Genomic DNA, 19,106 nt, shown 5'->3' on the forward strand with positions numbered 1-19,106 from the left:
AGATGACGTTTAGATAAAATTTTCAATCAAATAATCTTATTGTTGTTATTTCTAGTCACATAGTCTATTTTTATTATATGAATTATTCTTCCTCACCCAAAAGACCACGTGGTCGACCAACCAAACACGGTTGTAACTATGCAGACACTAAAGAAGTTTTAATCCACCGAGGTATCGAGTTACTGACCGAACGTGGAATGAATGCTATGAGCTTGGACGATCTCATGAAATCAGTCCAAGTTCCTAAAGGGTCTTTCTACCATTATTTTGTAAATAAAGAGGCTTTTATTTTAGAAGTCTTAGATGCTTATGAACTTTATTTTGTGAAGCGATTGAATAAGTTTTTAAGTCAAACTGATCTTTCCCCACTAGAAAAGCTGCAAAATTTTGTAAAAGATGCGGGTGAAAAAATGCAAAAATATGATTTTAAACGAGGTTGTATTTTAGGTAACTTAGGACAAGAAGTGTCGTATTTGCCACAAGAAATCATTGCCCGAATCGAAAGTATCTTTAAGGTATGGGAGAAATTAGTTTCTGATTGCCTACATCAGTCAAATTCACAATATAGCCTAGCTGATTGCGATGAAGCTGCTTATCAGTTTTGGATTGGGTGGGAAGGTGCAGTTCTAAGAGCACGTTTGGTCAAATCAACAAGTCCCTTAGATGCATTTTATCGCTTGTTTACTTTAGCTGTAAAACAACAAAATCACGTAAAAAGTTAATTAAAAAAATAAATGCAGACGTCTGTATTTATTTTTTAATTAATTCTAGACAAGCAGTCTAATTAAATGGAGAGGAAGTTCTATGTACAAAGGTATTGTAATTACTAAAGATGAAGCAGGTTACACATCGCAAATTACTGAGATTGCATCAAAGCCTTTACAAGAAGGAGAGGTTAGAGTCGAAGTCAAATATTCAACACTCAATTATAAAGATGCTTTAGCCATTACTGGGCGTTCACCAGTGGTGCGTAGTTTTCCTTTGACCCCAGGCATCGATTTTTCGGGTGTTGTGATTGAATCAAAACATCCAGCATGGAAAGAAAGAGATGAAGTTCTACTGAATGGTTGGGGAGTGGGTGAAAAGTATTTTGGAGGGCTAGCCGAGCAAGTCACTGTTTCTGGTGATTGGCTCATACAAAAACCTTCTGCTTTTTCTTTTAAAGATACGATGGTTATTGGTACAGCAGGTTATACCGCAATGTTGTGTGTCATGGCTTTACAAAAACATGGTATTAAACCAAGTGATGGAAAAATTTTAGTGACAGGTGCAAATGGTGGAGTAGGTAGTATTGCCATTATTATTTTGAATCATCTTGGTTATGAGATTACAGCTTCAACTGGTCGACCTCAAGAGTCAGAATATTTAACTTATCTAGGTGCGAGTGAAATTATTGATCGTATTGAATTATCTTCCCCAGGAAAGCCATTAAACAAAGAAGTTTGGGCTGGCGTAATTGATACTGTTGGAAGCCATACTTTAGCCAATGCATGTGCTAGTACAAAATATCGTGGTGCAGTTGCTGCGTGTGGTTTGGCAGGCGGAATGGATTTTCCAGCAACAGTTGCTCCATTTATTCTAAGAGGGATTACCTTATATGGAATTGATAGCGTGATGGCACCAATCGAATTAAGAAAAGAAGCATGGGAACGTTTGGCTACAGAATTAGATCAGACAAAATTAGAAACAGTAACGACTGAAATTCAGTTGACAGATGCTTTAAATATTTCAAATGAAATTTTAGATGGAAAAATTCGAGGTAGAGTTGTTGTACAGATATAGTTCAACAAAATGACTTGTGGGACTGTTCTAAATTTTGTGTAAGTACTTAATTTTCATTTATCCTACTGAGGATAATAAAAAGAGTTACTTCACATGGATGAAGCTACAATCAAAAGTATGGCAGCTGAATTAGCTAAAGGTTTAAAAACTCCTGAAGATTTAAACCAAATGACAGCCATATTTAAAAAGTTCATGATCGAAACCGCTCTGAATACTGAGCTTTCTGAACATTTAGGCTATGAAAAGCATCAACCTAAGAAAGGATCTAATGCACGTAATGGTTTTAGCTCCAAAACAGTTCTAACACAAGATGGGCAGCTTGCTTTAGATATCCCTCGTGATCGTGATGGCTCTTTTGAACCACAAATTATTAAGAAGCATCAAACACGCATTACTAGCATGGATGATCAAATTCTTTCGTTATATGCGAAAGGAATGAAAAATAGAGAAATTGTTGCTTTTTTAAAGAAATGTACGATGCCGATGTATCTGCCTCTCTTATTAGTAAGGTGACGGATGCTGTCATTGAACAAGTGACAGAATGGCAAAATAGAACACTCGATAGTCTTTATCCTATTGTCTATTTAGATTGCATTGTTGTTAAGGTTCGTCAGCATTCAACAGTAATCAATAAATCAGTTTATTTAGCATTAGGCATTAACCTGGATGGCCAAAAAGAACTTCTTGGCATGTGGCTTGCTCAAACAGAAGGTTCCAAATTCTGGCTATCAGTCATGACAGAGCTTAAAAATCGAGGAGTGCAAGATATTCTTGTAGCCTGCCTTGCGAAGCAGCGCTTCTCAGGACTAAAAGGCTTTCCTGATGCGATAGCTTCTGTCTACCCTCATACTGATATCCAGCTGTGTATCGTACATGTTGTACGCAATAGCCTGAGATTTGTGAGCTGGAAGGACTACAAAGTTGTAACAGCAGGATTGAAGGCGATCTATCAGGCAAGTACAGAGGAAAATGCTTTAAAGTCCCAAGATATCTTCTGCGATCAATGGAATCACCAGTATCCAAAAATTGGAGAATCCTAGCGGGCAAATTGGGAAAATATCCGAACGATCTTTAGCTATCCGGCTGAAATACATCATGCGATTTATACAACAAATGCAATTGAATCATTGAATAGCGTGATCCGCCATTCAACTAAAAAGAGAAAGATCTTCTCTTCTGATGATTCAGTGAAAAAGGTCATTTATTTAGCAACTTCAAATGCTGCTAAAAAATGGACCATGCCAATTCAAAATTGGCGTTTAGCAATGAATTGGTTTACGATTCAGTTCGATGATCGATTAAAAGATCATTTATAAAAAATGAGACTTACACAAAATAATTTACAGGCTCGTAGAAACATGAAAATACATTCTTTTGGTGAACACAATAACATTACTTTATCTAATAATTGTATTGAAGTTCGAGGTGCACGTGAGCATAACCTTAAGGATGTAGATGTTTCTATCCCAAGAAATGCACTTGTTGTTTTCTCAGGTGTATCGGGTTCAGGAAAATCATCACTTGCTTTTGGAACTATTTTTGCTGAAGCACAAAGAAGATATTTCGAATCTGTTGCACCTTATGCAAGACGCTTAATAGATCAGGCCGGAGTACCAGATGTTGATGCTATTGATGGTCTACCACCAGCAGTAGCATTGCAACAACAACGTGGTGCAAGTAATACCCGTTCTTCTGTTGGAAGTGTAACAACTTTATCAAATCTCGTGCGAATGATTTATTCGCGTGCTGGTGCATATCCTGCCGATCAGCCAATGTTATATGCCGAGGACTTTTCACCGAACACTCCTCAAGGTGCTTGTCCTACCTGTCATGGTTTAGGTCACATTTATGAAGTTACAGAATCGACAATGGTTCCTGACCCAACACTCAGTATTCGTGAGAGAGCTATCGCATCATGGCCACCTGCTTGGCACGGGCAAAACTTACGCGATATCCTAGTAACCCTAGGGTATGATGTTGATCGACCATGGAAAGATTTACCGCAATCGGATAGAGACTGGATTTTATTTACTGAAGAAACCCCAACAGTTCCTGTCTATGCTGGTTTAAGCCCCGCTGAGACTCAATCTGCACTTAAACGTAAACTAGAACCCAGCTATATGGGCACTTTCACTGGTGCTCGTCGCTATGTCCTTCATACTTTTGCTAATACCCAAAGTACGTTGATGAAAAAACGTGTTTCACGTTTTATGGAAGGAAAAATATGCCCTTCCTGTCATGGTAAACGCCTTAAACCAGAAGCCTTATCTATTACCTTTGCTGGAGTAGATATTGGTGAGTTTATGCAACTTTCTTTGGATAAGTTAACTTGCCTGCTTGAGCCCATTGTTCTTGGCAATTTCGACGCTCATGATGCTGGAGAAAAGACTAATAATAAAGTAACCCAACTTGATAGATCTGAACGAGCAACAACAGGTAGAGCAGTGCATTCTGTATCTCCAGATGTAAGACGTACGTCAGCACTTTCAGATGAAAAGAAAATTGCTGCCCAGCGTTTAGCAAATGGTGTGGTGGGGCGTTTAAATCAATTACGCCAGTTAGGTCTTGGTTATCTAACATTAGATAGAGCCACACCGACTCTTTCAGCGGGAGAGTTACAACGTTTGCGTTTAGCAACACAATTAAGTTCTATGCTATTTGGTGTAGTTTATGTACTGGATGAACCGTCTGCTGGATTACATCCTTCAGATAGTCAGTCATTATATGATTCTCTCGATAAATTAAGAGACGCTGGAAACTCCGTATTTGTTGTAGAGCATGATTTAGAGCTCATGCGTCGTGCTCAATGGTTAGTGGATGTTGGACCAGATGCAGGAGAGCAAGGTGGTAATATTTTATATAGTGGAGTACCTCAGGGTTTAAGTGAGATTTCAGCTTCACGTACTGCAAGTTATTTATTTAATAAAATCCCAGTTACTCAAAGTTATGGACGTACACCCTCTGGTTGGCTTGAACTTAACAATATTTACCGACATAACCTGCATAATATTGATGCTCGTATACCTCTTGGTGTACTTACAGCAGTTACAGGTATTTCAGGTTCAGGTAAATCTAGTCTCGTTTCTCAAGCTTTACCCGAGTTAGTACTTTCATATTTAGGCAATGAATCTGAAACTGAAAACAATAATGAAAATAATCCTTTAAATGAAGGAATGTTGGTTACCGAGGTTACACAGGGTTCTCTGGCTGGTGATGTGGAGGCTATACAGCGTCTGGTACAGGTTGATCAAAAACCAATTGGCCGTACTCCACGTTCTAATCTGGCAACTTATACGGGTTTATTTGATCATGTTAGAAAGTTATTTGCTGGGACTCCTGAAGCTCGCCAAGCTCATTATGATGCTGGACGTTTTTCGTTTAATGTGGCTAAAGGGCGATGTGAAACTTGTGAAGGTGAAGGCTTTGTCAGTGTAGAATTATTGTTTATGCCAAGTGTATATGCCCCTTGTCCGACATGTCATGGTGCTCGATATAATGATGACACTCTGAAAATTCGCTGGAATGGACGTAATATTGCTGAAGTATTAGGAATGACCGTCAATGAAGCACGTGATTTTTTTGATGGAGAGGTCTCGATTGCTCGTTCACTACAATTATTAAAGGAAATTGGCCTTGGTTATTTACGTTTAGGGCAACCAGCGACTGAACTATCTGGTGGAGAAGCGCAACGTATTAAATTGGCGACCGAGCTGCAACGCAATCAGCGTGGAAATACACTGTATATACTTGATGAGCCAACTACAGGTTTGCATCCATCAGATGTAGATCGATTGTTAGTTCAATTGCAGCGATTAGTCGATGCGGGTAATACCGTGGTTATGATTGAGCATGATATGCGTGCCGTTGCACAAGCAGATTGGGTGATTGATGTGGGACCAGGTGCTGGAAATGCTGGTGGGAATATTGTTGTGGCAGGAACACCAAAACAAATAACAGAAAATCAAGATAGCCGTACTGCTCCATATTTAGTTAATGAGTTAGTGAGTCGTGATACTAAACTTTGATATTGCGAGTGGGTAGAATAAAACCTTAAATTAAAAGCCTGTAAAATCAATTAGATATTTTTCGTTTTAGGTGGTGTGTGAGCATGAAATCTAAAAGTTTTTTCAACTAAGGGCTTTGTTGCACAAACCTATCTGTAACGGCTTTTTCAGCGATATAATTTTCAAATGAAGAAGCCTACACACAAAATCTACCGCACAACCAAATGGCCCGCATATAACCGAGCACTCATGAGTCGCGGAAATATTGCCATTTGGTTTGATTTAGTATAAAAATAAAGTTAGTAAATAAATCATATAAATCAAATACTTTTTTATTAAATATAAAATTTATTTGAATTAATTTTGTTAATTTTGGGACTGTGTTATTCTATTATTGTAACGCTAAAAATAATTTGCCTGTGCAGAAAAAAATGATGACACCATTGCTCATTGATGCATTAACAATATCTGAAGGTAGGTTTGAAAAACCATGCCCAGTTTTAGTTTTGAAAATGATGTTACTCAATGAGGAAATGAGCAGTGAGTCTTCAAAAAAAATTAAAAATCAAGCCTTACTACTGCTCGCGATATATCGTAAGTTACTGCTTGCTGTCGATAGGGATGTATGTAAGGTAAAAACTCTAAAGGATAGTGTGAAAAGAAGGCACTGGGGTAAAGTGGATAAAGCACAGGACAAGATGGTGGTTGCAGGCCAACTTCGACTAAAGAGTTTAGATCCAGAAGAAATGATTTTATTTTTAAATACACAGCATTTTTTGAAAAAGCTGCCGATTTCCTTTGTTCAAGAATTGGTTAATTGGGCATCACCGGTGGTGAGTGGTAATTTTTTAATCGAAAATGTTTTAGCTGGTTATATCGCCCAGAAGCTTTTGCCATTAGAAAGAATTAAAGTGAAAGAGCTGGACAAGTCTGTGCAACCATATTTTCATTTAGCTGACTTTTTTGTATTTTTACCTCAATTGGAGGAACTTTATCAAAAACATCAGCAGCAAATTGTTTGTGCGGCACCAACTGCAGAAGTTGCTTTAGCTTTAACAGACTGGAAGAAGGCATGGGTCTATCGTATTCGGAGTAGTTCATGAATGAGTATTTGGTACAGCTCCTAGAATGTATTAATCAGAATGAAAATATAGAAAAAGAACAACTGATCCAAGCATTATTTTTGTTGCGTGCACACTATAGCTTAGCTGGCATTGTTGTCATTTGTCAGCGAATCTTCACATTGATTGGGGATGATGAATTATCAGAATTTCGTGATGAGCTTAATACGTTAAAGATCATTAGTAGATTACAGGATTCTGAGGAATATTCACATTTTTTCTCAGAAACAACAGATAGAAATAATATACTTACGCCATTACGCCCCTACACTGGAGACAGTGGTATTTGTGACTTGCTATTGATTCAAGCAGGAATAAGTCAAAATAATGAGAGTTTTAATACGGTAATAAGGTGGTTTTTAGACCAAATCTTTCACTTTCAAAAAAAAGTACATACCCTAGGGCTTTATAGTAGTTATTTAAAGGGTGATGGAAGCATAAAGCTGAAAGGTCAAAAAGGATCTCGTGTGTATAACGCCTTTTTAGCGATTAGGCTGTTGGGTGATCCAAGTCATGAGGATATTTTAGAACGAGTCAAAGACTTAATCACTCAAAACGGACCGGAACAATGGATTCGTTCAATGTCCGATCGTTCTGAAGATAAACGATTTAAAGAAGTTTTTTATCCATTAAAGCTATTTTTATCCCAAATTTGGGAAAACAATCCTCTAAAAAATAAGAAGAAACGTCCAGAGTTTGTACACTGTATAGGGTTAAAGCACAAAAAATTGATCCTGCAACGATATGGTTCATTAAGTATTGCTATCCAACCTTTAGAGGATGTAGATGAAATTCATCGTGGTCTAGTCTCTGATGTATTTGAGCATGATGAGATTGAAGAAGATGAAACACCATTGGAGCCCTTGTTTAGATTTTTTTTGGCAGAACAATCCGATTTAATTCGAGGGCTTTATGCATCTAAGTCTACTTCTCAACATATTGAAGCTGCAAATGTTGGTTTAGTTTGGACCAAATCGCGATTGTCCTTAAATTCAATTCAAGAAGTATTTAGGCTCTGTCAACCATCTCATACTGATGCCAGCTTAATCTTACGCGCAAAATTAGCTTTAATATTGAGTTTACTCACAGGACGTTCGGTTACTGAATTAACAGCGCCTCGTTTTAGTCGAAATGCAGATCAGAATAATATTGCTATTCAGTATGATCATACTTTATCTGCATATGTATTAAGTGTGTTTGCAGGGACACCGACACTCAAAAAAAAACCAGAACATTCTAAATTTCATGTGCCATGGACCAATGAATTACATTTGGTTTTACCAAGTGAACTCAATGATTTGGTGAGTCAAGTCAAAAATCTTGGGATTACAAGACGTCATATGGCAGTTGAACGTGACGTGAGTGAACTGATTAACCGTTTACCTCAAGAGCTAGAAATCAGCCTCAAAAGCATTCGAGATATTCTTCCACGGTTGTTATATGATCATAGCCAAGGTGATTTAGCTGTCGTTAAAGCAGTGACGAATGCATCAGGTCGAAATTATGATAACTTGATTCATTATGCCTCTTTTGAACAGAGGCAACTTGAGCAACTCTGGGCTGCTTGTTTAAGCACGATAAAAATTAATATTCCTGAATATAAATACTCTTCCAATAAGCGGGTGGGTAGCCCAATTGGAATAAAGATTATTGAAATACAAAATGAAATTACACGAATAAAAAAGAGCATAAATCATGCTGCCGAACAGAAAGATTGGCAGACGCTCTTTGATAACTTAACATTGTATACAGCATTATGGATGAATCTTGCAACTGCAGGACGAGGAATTAAGCAGCCCTTTCCAAAGTGGATCAGTCAGCAAGGCTGGGCATTGATTCAAGATAAACATCATCAAGATGAATCAACCGATCGTTATGTGCCATTGACGCAAGCATTGATCAAACAGATTCAAGGTTTACGTGGTTTGATGGGAATGCTAGGGGAGCAAGTTGAACCACGTGTTGATTTATCATCTTATGCTGTGCAACTTTGTGATCCTCATCAGATTGAAGGTTTAGTTAGAAATTGGGCACGGAAGTTGGTTCGCTCTGATCATAATCAGTTACCTGGACGGTTCAAGGATGCTGGACTTGGGCACTGGATACGGGGGCGTCATCCATGGGATATGTTATCTGTATTTCCTGTATCAGTTTTTAAACAACAGTGGCTTGATGTACAAGAAAACCTGCAAAAACAATTAGGTTTCGAATGTCTTGAAGGTTTTGATTTTTTTAAAATCAAGCATATTCCAACATTTGTTTTAACCCAAGAGACTAAAACAGCTCAAGTAGAGACGAAGCCGAGAATACAATATTCAGAAAATGATGTAAAAGAATGGCTGAAAAACTCAGAGTATAAGTCCTATTGTCCGTTGATTTTTGGGGAAAATCCTGAGCCACAAGTAGCTTTAGAGCTTGGACATGTATTAGCTTCACATTTAGCTAAAAATACAAACATTGATTTGCCAGAAGCGATCAAGGCATATTGTGCTTATATTCGCGATAAAACGAAAATTCCTTTATTCGTTCAACTTCCTCAAAAAGCTAATCGTACATGGCTGACATCTGAAAATAGTTTTAGTACATGGGGTTATATTGAACAAAACTTACTTGATCATATTCAGAAGGATTTAGAACATTTACCTGAACATCAAAATTGTGATGTTGAAATAGGACGTTTGCTGGTTGTACTCTCCATGTATTCACAACTGTGCAGAGTGAGCCATTTACAAGCGATGTTGGAGTTTATTGCTTCTGATCAACATATAGTCGCTATGGGGAATAGTCGGCTCGTTGAACTGACAGTGAATAATGATAGATCTGTGACAAAGATACGCCGTACAGTAATGTTAAGTCCTTATGTCTCGACGTTAATTTTAGTAGACCGACAGTATCTACAGCCCCGATTAAAAGAGATTTTAGCACAGCCAAGAAATCAACAAAGAACGGCTTGGCAAAAGTGTTTTAATACATATTTAAAACAAATAGGGGTTAAGTCAACTCTATCGTTAGCTCAATGGTTGAAAGCTTTACAGCAAAATGTGATGTTAAATAGCACTCCGTTGATTGCAGGTTATATATCAGGCCAAGTCCTGACTGAAGATCTTTCAATAAATGAATTATTACGCTTATTCGAATATGAAAAATTAACCACAAATTTAGATAGCACTGAGCCAGAAAGTGAAATAGAAATAGACGATGAGCAACTACATTTGTCTGATATTTTAGCGATGATTCAGCAACTAAAAGGTGAATCTAGATCAAGCATTTGGCTTAAACAGCTTGCCAATAATAAAACGAATCACTACTCAGTCAATTTATTAACGTGCTTTGTGCGATGGCTGATTTTACGCTGTGATGCAGAAGAGTTAAGTCTACAGAATCGAAATATGATTCATCTACATTTGGCCATCGTCAGTGCAGGTATATTGGGGTTTTCAGAAGATTTAACAAAAGATAGCCAGATTGATGAAGATGTATTTCAAAAATGGATGGAGTTGACGCAAGAGCATTTTCCACACCGCAAGCATCTCGCTGCGTGGAATCGCTTTAGAGATTTTTTAATTCAGTTAAATGATAATCGTATAAAGTTACACAAGCGTACAGCGCATCAAGCAAGTGCTAAAGTTTTTTCAAAAAATGAAGTGCAGCAGATCGTTCAAATATTACAATCTGTAGAATCTGGGGTGAATGATGCTGCTTTACGTCTAGAGATTCAGCGTCATTTTCGTTTATCTGCAGCGATGGGTGTACGCCGTTCAGAGACACTTCATTTACGGCCCTTAGATATTGATGAGGATATGCTCCGAATTCGTCCTTATGGTGAGCATCAGTTAAAAACACTTGGATCAGAACGTGTTGTTCCGATGAATTTATTAAGTCAGACGATTCAAAATGGATTAAATGATATTTATAAGAATAAAAAATATTCGATATTAATGTCTGATGAGAATAGTGAGCATAGGCCTTTTTTTGCTCAAATATCTCAAATATTAAAGAAAGTCACTGGAGATGTTGATCTCAGCTTACATCATTTAAGACATACGTTTGCAAGTACATATACTTTAAAGTGTTTGCAAACAGTGGTGGATTTTAAAGCGCTCACGATAGAATTGCCATGGCTACAAAATTGGATTCCATCGAATGAGCAATTTAATACGCTAGTAGGCAATGAAGGACAGGTTGGGCAAGGGATTAAGGCGATTAGTCGAGTGCTTGGACATTTACATGAATCGACAACATTAAAGCATTATGTTCATATCTTATTTCTGGCTACTTATGCCTATAGCATGCAACAACAGCAACCCAATTTACATACTGCATTTTTTAAGCGAGTCATGAGTCGGAGTAATTTATTCAGGCATTTCCAAGCGATTCATCAACAGAATGGTAATCTAAAATATGAGTTGAGAGACACCATCGAAAAATATGTACTCAAAAAAAGACAAAGTCAGAGGTGGGTCATCTATGCTCAAAAAAGAGGGAATTCGACTGGAAAAGTAATTAAACACGAATTATTTCAAAAGTTTGAAGATATTGAGCGGTATCTTATTTCTGGGCAGGGGCAGCCACGATTAGATATTGAGTCCTGGAAGAAAGCTTTAATTATGATGGCAAACATTCCGTCAGGTAAACGTGGTTCAAATATAGGAAGACATCCATTATCGACACAAGGAAAGTTAGCACGTTTGCCTGAATTACTCAGTGCTGTAGATTTTAATTCTGCACAAGAGATTTTAGAGCGATTTGATTATTTAGAACAAAACCAATCAGAAACTTATAATTGGTTAATAAAAAAATGGTTGTATGAAAGTAATGTAACAAAAGTATTGATGCATTTTACGGCAGAGGATGAACCTATGCTTTCAATCCTTACAGAACATCAGTTTTTTCCGATAGTGATGAAACATAATAAATATGATTATTTTAGAATTATGTCTCAACAAGCGTCATTAAGCGCCGTGCGATGGGTACTTGCGTGGTTGAGTGTACGATATTTAGCGATTGGAGATCATATCAGAATCTAAGTATATATGACTTACGCAAGCTTTGTTACACAAAGGTTTGAAAGACAGCGCTACCTTAATTGAGCTAATTTCAAGTGACAACTTGGATGTAAGTGCTGCCAAATTCTGTGAATTCGTTCGAGATAGCTACGCGTACATGAATATCATTTACCTGACTAGGAAAATTTCTTGCTGCTCATTCATAGCTTAATAATAGAGACTTAAGTATTTTTTATGGATCAACAGAATCAAAAAACATCGCATTATCTATTGTGTTTTGTCTGCTGCTGGAAGCTATATAACATGATTCCTTAGGGGAAATAGCCTAAGCTTAATAAGTGATTAAAAGCGCTAAAAATCTGCAAATTTGATTTTTTTCTTCGCTTTCAATTTGATCCATACGTTATTTATTTATATTTTTCATTTACAAAGCAATAAAAAATTCTAATTTGGTTTGATCAAAGAAAAAGATACCCATTTGATAATTAGGTTACAGCAAAATCTGTAATCAGGCGTGGAAACCTGAAAATTACTACAGAAGTATTAAAACCGCTTTAACAGTTTTTTGTGCCTATTATGCTTAGTTTGCTATTATTAAATATCATTCAGCATAAAGTCATGTTGCAGAAGAAATGTCACCTTCAATGCAGCGTGACAATTTTGAAGTAGCACTAACTGATTTTGAAAAACATCCAATCATCAAATGTTTATTTAAAGCGAATAACCAGCGTTCTACAGAATATTGGAGCGTGCAAGAAATTGCAAAATTTATTGAGGATTGTACAGAAGATCAAAACATCAATTTATATTCTAGTAACTTAAATTCTCAATAAAAAATTATGTTTTTTTTAATAAACAATAGCTTATTTTACTATTTCTTATTTGGGTCTGTTGACATTTGCTGTTCATAATTAAACCTATAAAGGTAGCCATAAAAATATACAGGCTAAGGCAACAGCACTTTGATAATTTCTTTTGAGCTTGTCATATCGAGTAGCTATTCCTCTAAATTGCTTTAATCTACAAAACATATTTTCAACTAAATGCCTGATTTTATATAAATACCAGTCCATATGATCATTGTTCGATTGGCTATTTATTTTCTTTGGTATATTCGCTTTAGTCCCTGTTTTTCTGACCTGTTCACGCAGTGGTTCTGAATCATAGCCTTTATCTGCGCAGACCACTTTTGTCTCTTTTAAGTCTAATGTTGATATTAAATCAGGTGCAACTTTGACGTCATGTGTGGTTCCATCGGTAATCATGAAATCAACAGGATTGCCATTTGCATCAACAATCAAATGTATTTTTGAGGAGTTTCCTCCTACACTTTTAGAAATGGATTGATTCGCTATACCGGCAGAATGTTGATGAGCACGTACGTGAGAGCCATCAATAAAAATCCACTCCATATCGGGGCATGATGCTAATAATTTGAATAATCTAAGCAACTTACCGCTGCTTGACCAACGATTAAAACGTTTGAAAATAGAGTTTGATTGACCGAAATAGGAAGGAATATCTCGCCACGGACAGCCTGTTCTAATTCTATAGAGAATAGCTTCAATAAAATTACGTAAGTTTGAGTTGTGATGAATAGATAAATTACGCAAAATAGTTTTCAACTTTTGCCAGTGTTGATCTGTCAGCATGGTACGAGGCATGGCGAATAGTAAAATTGGGTTTGGCGATTTGATTTTACTACTTCGCTATTTTTTAAGCTAAAAGTGTCAACACACCCTAACTATTCAGCTTACAGATTAAGATTTACTTTCTATCAAAATTATTGCTTTATAAAAAAACAGGCCGTTTGACCTGTTTTTTATTTTTAGTTTATTCTCACGAATATCCGTTTATTTTTGAAATTCGATACCCTAATAAGATTAGCTCAAGCAGTTTTATTTAATAAAATTCCCCCGCCTTCAATTTCTATCACACCATTTTCTCGTACATAAACTTTCCAGTCGGCCAGCAGCTCCTGTAATTTTTCTGGATAACGCTCTGCCAGATCATCTGTTTCACCGACATCTTCTGCCAGGTTATAGAGTTGCCATTTGTTTGGGCCATTCGGTGCAGGAATAAACAAGGCTTTCCAATCCCTTTGCGTAAGGCTTTCTGCCCAAAGAGTTCCCAACCCGTGACATGGTCTTCAGCATGAATATAGGCCTGCTGTTGCTGCAAATACGGCAGAATGCTTTTACCACGTAGTGTCACCAGTTTCCGACCTTTATACTGCTGTCCCGGATGCTGAATATTTAATGTTTCCAGTAAAGTAGGCAGTAGATCCATCACCGTTAAAAACTCATGACTGATGCCATTTTGACGTGCAAAGCCCTGATGCTTGATAAATGCCGGTGTACGAATTCCACCTTCACTGGTATGCGCTTTATAAAGTCGAGATGGCGCTGTGGCCGCCTGTGCCCAATGCTCACCATACCAGACATAGGAATTACCCTTGCCAATATTTTCCAGACGATTGTCATAATATTTGGCAATCACTGTCTCAATATCAGGACCAAAGACTGGTAATGCTTCCAGCTGCGCACCTTCTGCCCCATTGTCCGAAAGAAAAATAATAATGGTATTGTCGTATTGACCAGTCTGTTTTAAATGTTTAATCACACGACCAATATTCTGGTCCATGCGATCAACCATTGCTGCGTAGACTTCCATGGTACGTGCCGAGAACTGCTTTTCTTCATCCGTTAAGCTGTCCCAAAATTTAGTTTTTGCCAATACTGGATGAATCGTAACATCCTTACCTACTAAACCGAGCTCTTTGATTTTAGCTAAACGCTTCTGACGTAATACTTCAGGACCTTCATTATACGTACCTTTATATTTGGCAATATCTTCTGGGTAGGCTTGCAAAGGCCAGTGTGGTGCTGAAAATGGTAAATAGGCAAAGAATGGGTGTTCTGCACGACTCTCATCATCTTGCAGATAACTCAGCAAGCGATCTGTAAAATAGTCTGAACTATAAAAATCTTCCGGCAATGCAGTAATGTATTCATCATTTTCTGCATAGAGCCCACGAATCACTTTCAACAATTCCGGGGTTTCTTCTTCTGGAATATCCGGTTCAAACGCATAGTGATTGGCTGCACCCGGGAGCAAGGTAAATGACTTTTCAAAACCACGGCGTGTCGGAAAACGGTGGAGTTAAGCCCAGATGCCATTTTCCAGACATGATGGTGTAATAGCCTGCATCATGTAACAGTTCCGGTAGAGCCGCAACCTGATCATTTAAATACCCCTCATAACCCGGTTGACCTTTCTGTTCAGGTCGTATGGCTTCGGCCATGGAACCCAATCCTGCCAGATGATGGTCTGTGCCGGAAAGCAGCATGGAACGGATGGCTGAACAGGTCGATGCAGTATGGAAATTAGTTAAACGTAATCCTTCCAGGGCAATCGCATCTAAATGTGGTGTCTGGATCTCTCCACCAAATGCACCCAGATCAGAAAAGCCCAGATCATCAGCGACGATGAGTAAAATATTTGGTTGAGTAGTTTGTGCTGTGGTCATATTTGGTCTGCAAATTGATTTTATTATGGTGGTAATTTGCCTGAAATTGCTGGCTCAATCCTGTCACCAAATTGACAATCTTTCGCTGTATTTCAGCTAAGCTAATTCAAAATAACATTTCATGTCGCACTGCCCTAGTGCTTTACGCTCTTTTTTGGCATGATGCAGAAAGTAGAGAACTGAATAATGATAAATGACTCAAATGCGTTGGTTGGAACTGCTTTCGACAGTTCGGATTGGTAGTAAAAAGCAGAGCACTGAACTGGCACGTAGCCCGTTCCACAAAGATTATGACCGTATTATTTTTTCCCAGAGCTTCCGGCAGCTCAACCGTAAAACCCAGGTGCATCCCTTAACCCAGCACGATGGTATTCATACTCGCCTGACGCATTCACTGGAAGTCTCCTGTATTGGCCGCTCGCTAGGGATGCTGGCCGCAGAGAAAATTAAAGATCAGCTTCCCCCTTGGGTGTCACCCGCTGATGTAGGTGCCATCATTCAAGCTGCCTGTTTGGCGCATGATATTGGTAACCCGCCTTTTGGCCATGCCGGTGAATATGCGATCCGGGAATGGTTTGATGATGTATCACATACTGACTTCTTAAAAGATTTAAGTCCTGAACAGGAAGCAGATGTACGTCAGTTTGAAGGTAACGCCCAAGGCCTGCGCCTGCTTACCAAAATTGACTATCATCCAAATGATGGTGGCATGCGCCTGACCTATGCCACTTTAGGTGCTTATTTAAAATATCCGTGGCTGTCAAAAACCATGGCATCACAAGTAGATTTGCCTGCCAGTAGCCGCGCCAAGTTTGGCTGCTATCAGGCAGAAAAAGAGATTTTAAAGCAAATTGCGGAAGAGCTTGGACTAATCCAGCTCGGCGAGTATCGATATTGTCGTCATCCACTGACCTATCTACTCGAAGCAGCCGATGATATCTGCTATGCCCTGATTGACCTAGAAGATGGCATCAGCTTGAACATACTCAGCTATGCTGAAGTGGAACCGGTATTTTTAAATCTGCTCGGAGATTATGGCACGCCTTCTGAAATCGGCATGCCTGACACGACCTGGCAACAGAAAATTGCTGCACTGCGTGGCCGTGTGATGAAACGTCTGGTGAATGAAGTGACCACTGCTTTTGCACGTCACCATGACCAGATTCTATCTGGCCAGTTACAAGGCACTTTATTGCAGTATTGTTCATCAGATATTGAAAGCGGTATTAATCGCGCCAAAGAACTGGCACGTGACAAGATTTTTGAACATCCACAGAAAGCAGGCTTAGAAATCATTGCCCATCAAAGTCTGCAAAATATTCTGGATGCTTTTATTCCTCTGACCACACCGCATAAAAACCTGAGTTTTAAAGAACAGCGTTTAATGTCGATTCTGCAACGTTCAGGGGCGAATTTTAAAGACAGCCATTATGACAATATCATGCAGGTGCTGGATATTATCTCGAAATTTTCGGATCATCAGGCTTATAACCTGTCACAGGAATTGCAAGGCAATAAAGCCGGATTGTTATAAAACATCTGGCTAGATTAGATGCTTATTGCAGCAAAATCACCTGTTTTGCAGAAGGAGATTTTGCCTTTCCTGAAAATGCTGACTACTATGCTGCAAAACTGAATTGAGTAATGACAAAAGATGATTGGATGCCTGATTGGTGAAGTGCTGGCGCTGGAAGCACCGACTGTATTATTAAATGTGAATGGTGTAGGTTATGAAATTGATACGCCGCTTACCACTTTTTGCCAGTTGCAAAAAGGCCAGAAAATTACCCTGTGGACACATCTGGCCGTACGTGAAGATGCACAATTACTGTATGGTTTTTTAAATGCTCAGGAAAAAACCATTTTCCGCACTTTATTAAAAGTGAACGGCGTTGGCCCGAAAATGGCACTTGGCATTCTTTCAACTTTAAGTGTTGAGATGCTGATCCATACTGTTGAAAATGAAGATGTAAATACCTTGGTCAAAGTGCCTGGAGTCGGCAAAAAAACGGCTGAACGTTTGATGATTGAACTGCGCGACCGCTTTAAAGCCATGTCTGCGGGCACTGCTCCAAGCAATTCGACAGCTCCACAAATTCAGTTTATGGGCAATTCAGCCATGGCTGAAGCGGAAGCTGCATTACAGTCTCTCGGTTATAAACCGGCTGAAGCGCAAAAACTGGTGAATGCAGCTAAAGGTGAATTTACCGAAGCCAGCGACATCATCCGTGCTGCATTAAAGTCGATGAATAGATAATAGGAAAATGACTTTACTTTAAATAAGACTGTTTATTCTCCTATTTATATAAATTACTCGCGACATGGATGTCGCCAGTTGAGTTAGGGTACAGGACGTACCTTCAACTCAACAAAAAGATTTTTGTTACTTTTGATCTTTCAAAAGTAAGACAACGCCTACACAATGGCATCTGAATTTTTAATGCATTTTGAGGCTATGACTTTATTCACCTCAAATAAACCATAGAGATTGACTCAAAAGATATGCAAGACCGTCTCATCAGTGGTTCTGAAAAACCCGAAGATCATTTTGATCGTGCCATCCGCCCAACTTCCCTCGATGACTATATCGGTCAACCTGTGGTACGTGAGCAAATGGAAATCTTTATTGGTGCAGCCCGTGGCCGTGCTGAAGCTCTCGATCATACCCTGATCTTTGGACCTCCGGGTCTGGGTAAAACGACATTAGCGAATATTATTGCCCGTGAAATGGGGGGTAACCTGAAATCGACTTCTGGCCCAGTACTAGAACGTGCGGGCGATCTGGCGGCAATGCTGACCAACCTTGAGGAAGGTGATGTTCTATTTATTGACGAGATTCACCGCCTGTCACCCGTGATTGAAGAAATCCTTTATCCAGCCATGGAAGACTACCAGCTGGATATCATGATTGGTGAAGGCCCTGCTGCCCGTTCGATTAAATTGGACTTACCACCATTTACTTTGGTCGCTGCAACCACACGTGCTGGTCTACTCACCTCTCCACTACGCGACCGTTTCGGGATTGTGCAGCGTCTGGAATTCTATTCGGTTGATGATCTGACCCATATCGTGAAACGTTCTGCGAGTTTGATGGATGTGCCAATGACCGAAGATGGCGCAAAAGAAATTGCACGTCGTTCACGTGGTACACCGCGTATTGCCAATCGTTTATTACGTCGTGTACGTGACTATGCTCAAGTCAAAGGCACAGGTGAAGTCACTCAGGAAATGGCTCAACGTGCATTAGATATGTTGAACGTGGATAAAGATGGCCTGGATACGCTTGACCGTCGTTACCTGTCGATGTTATTGGAACGCTTTGATGGTGGCCCGGCGGGTGTAGAAGCTTTGGCAGCAGCAATGGCAGAAGATTCAGGTACTCTGGAAGATGTGATTGAGCCTTATCTGATTCAGCAAGGTTATGTGATGCGTACTGCGCGCGGTCGTATTGCGACCAATATGGCTTATTTACAATTTGGCATGACGCCCCCTGAGCCAAAGTAAAGATAAAATTCTTTTGGCTTAGCCATTTTTTATCGCAAAGAAAAAGAGCTAATTGACTACTGCAATCAATTAGCTCCAAAAGCACAAACTCAAATCTTTATTATTAAGTAGTTTATTTAGCTATATAATTATTGCCCTTCAAACAAATACTTAGGCTATT

Annotated in this window: 9 protein-coding genes and 4 pseudogenes; 11 read left to right on the forward strand and 2 right to left on the reverse strand. The window is 38.9% G+C overall.

Annotated elements, in window-relative coordinates:
* Positions 1-77: 77 nt before the first annotated feature.
* The 8 genes and pseudogenes from ACEWB7_RS00505 to ACEWB7_RS00540 all read left to right on the forward strand — a co-directional run.
* Entirely contained in the window at positions 78-722 is a 645-nt protein-coding gene (locus ACEWB7_RS00505; protein WP_004779976.1) for a TetR/AcrR family transcriptional regulator, read from the forward strand.
* Positions 723-804: 82 nt separating this feature from the next.
* Entirely contained in the window at positions 805-1,782 is a 978-nt protein-coding gene (locus ACEWB7_RS00510) for an MDR family oxidoreductase (RefSeq protein ID WP_004647831.1), read from the forward strand.
* 93 nt (positions 1,783-1,875) lie between these two features.
* Positions 1,876-3,098 (forward strand): annotated as a pseudogene (locus ACEWB7_RS00515) (IS256 family transposase).
* Positions 3,099-3,140: 42 nt separating this feature from the next.
* The gene (locus tag ACEWB7_RS00520; protein WP_159124516.1) at positions 3,141-5,807 is read left to right on the forward strand and encodes an excinuclease ABC subunit UvrA; all 2,667 of its coding nucleotides are present in this window, start codon (positions 3,141-3,143) and stop codon (positions 5,805-5,807) included.
* Positions 5,808-5,972: 165 nt separating this feature from the next.
* Positions 5,973-6,068 (forward strand): annotated as a pseudogene (locus ACEWB7_RS00525) (IS5/IS1182 family transposase); the annotation flags it as partial.
* A 149-nt stretch (positions 6,069-6,217) separates the two neighbouring features.
* Positions 6,218-6,889, forward strand: a complete 672-nt coding sequence (locus ACEWB7_RS00530) for a hypothetical protein (RefSeq protein ID WP_034706010.1) — start codon at positions 6,218-6,220, stop codon at positions 6,887-6,889.
* Positions 6,886-11,934, forward strand: a complete 5,049-nt coding sequence (locus ACEWB7_RS00535; protein ID WP_159124517.1) for a tyrosine-type recombinase/integrase — start codon at positions 6,886-6,888, stop codon at positions 11,932-11,934. Before ACEWB7_RS00530 ends, ACEWB7_RS00535 begins: the two co-directional genes overlap by 4 nt.
* A 555-nt stretch (positions 11,935-12,489) precedes the next feature.
* Positions 12,490-12,719, forward strand: a pseudogene (locus ACEWB7_RS00540) (hypothetical protein); the annotation flags it as partial.
* Positions 12,720-12,830: 111 nt separating this feature from the next.
* Here the strand turns inward: ACEWB7_RS00540 and ACEWB7_RS00545 are convergent.
* A complete protein-coding gene (locus ACEWB7_RS00545) occupies positions 12,831-13,577 on the reverse strand; it encodes an IS5 family transposase (RefSeq protein ID WP_411580329.1) in 747 nt (248 codons plus the stop codon).
* A 224-nt stretch (positions 13,578-13,801) separates the two neighbouring features.
* Positions 13,802-15,442, reverse strand: a pseudogene (locus ACEWB7_RS00550) (arylsulfatase).
* A gap of 193 nt (positions 15,443-15,635) precedes the next feature.
* On the opposite strand from ACEWB7_RS00550, the gene ACEWB7_RS00555 reads away from it, so the two are divergent.
* The 3 genes from ACEWB7_RS00555 (at position 15,636) to ruvB (ending at position 18,946) form a co-directional block, all read left to right on the forward strand.
* Entirely contained in the window at positions 15,636-16,976 is a 1,341-nt protein-coding gene (locus tag ACEWB7_RS00555; protein ID WP_034702787.1) for a deoxyguanosinetriphosphate triphosphohydrolase, read from the forward strand.
* A gap of 120 nt (positions 16,977-17,096) precedes the next feature.
* Positions 17,097-17,699, forward strand: a complete 603-nt coding sequence (gene ruvA, locus ACEWB7_RS00560) for a Holliday junction branch migration protein RuvA (RefSeq protein WP_175967936.1) — start codon at positions 17,097-17,099, stop codon at positions 17,697-17,699.
* A gap of 245 nt (positions 17,700-17,944) precedes the next feature.
* Complete coding sequence (gene ruvB / locus ACEWB7_RS00565) at positions 17,945-18,946, forward strand: Holliday junction branch migration DNA helicase RuvB (RefSeq protein ID WP_034170977.1); 1,002 nt, start codon at positions 17,945-17,947, stop codon at positions 18,944-18,946.
* Positions 18,947-19,106 lie beyond the last annotated feature (160 nt).

The organism is Acinetobacter sp. NIOH-H-8 (assembly GCF_046635365.1).
In the GTDB taxonomy this organism is placed as follows: domain Bacteria; phylum Pseudomonadota; class Gammaproteobacteria; order Pseudomonadales; family Moraxellaceae; genus Acinetobacter.